Origin of the sequence: Pseudomonas viridiflava (assembly GCF_001642795.1) — a bacterium.
Lineage (GTDB): Bacteria > Pseudomonadota > Gammaproteobacteria > Pseudomonadales > Pseudomonadaceae > Aquipseudomonas > Aquipseudomonas viridiflava.
In genome coordinates this window covers 588-1,354 of sequence record NZ_LKEH01000041.1, presented here as the reverse complement: position 1 = coordinate 1,354, position 767 = coordinate 588, and the positions used below count along the sequence as shown (strand labels likewise).

General features: G+C 54.6%; 1 rRNA gene (only partly in view). It reads right to left on the bottom strand.

Annotated features, from left to right (window positions below):
- Positions 1 to 767: ribosomal RNA gene (locus tag AO065_RS20355) — 23S ribosomal RNA — on the bottom strand; its annotated part runs 587 nt beyond the window's last position; the annotation flags it as partial.

The following is a 767-nucleotide window of genomic DNA, read 5'->3' as shown; positions in this document are numbered from 1 at the left end:
AATTTCGCTACCTTAGGATGGTTATAGTTACCACCGCCGTTTACTGGGGCTTAAATTCTCAGCTTCGCTCCGAAGAACTAACCGGTCCTCTTAACCTTCCAGCACCGGGCAGGCGTCAGTCCGTATACATCGTCTTACGACTTCGCACGGACCTGTGTTTTTAGTAAACAGTCGCTTCTCACTGGTCTCTGCGGCCCCACCCAGCTCAGACAGTAAATGTCGTCACCAGACAGGGCCCCCCTTCTCCCGAAGTTACGGGGGCATTTTGCCGAGTTCCTTAACCATAGTTATCTCGATCGCCTTAGTATTCTCTACCTGACCACCTGTGTCGGTTTGGGGTACGGGCCGTGTGAAAGCTCGCTAGAGGCTTTTCTCGGCAGCATAGGATCACTGAATTCGCCTCAATCGGCTACGCATCACGTCTCAGGCTTGTGTGCGACCCGGATTTGCCTAGGTCACGCCCTACACGCTTACACCAGTATTACCACTGACTGGCTCAGCTACCTTCCTGCGTCACCCCATCGCTTGGCTACTACCAGATCAGGTCCCATGCATCCACCAACTCGAGACCCGAAGGTCTTCTCGTGGCTTCAGGATGGTTAGTATCACTGATTCACCATGGGCGCGTTCACACGGGTACGGGAATATCAACCCGTTGTCCATCGGCTACGCCTGTCGGCCTCGTCTTAGGTCCCGACTCACCCTGGGCGGATTAACCTGGCCCAGGAACCCTTGGTCATTCGGCGGACGAGTTTCTCACTCGTCTT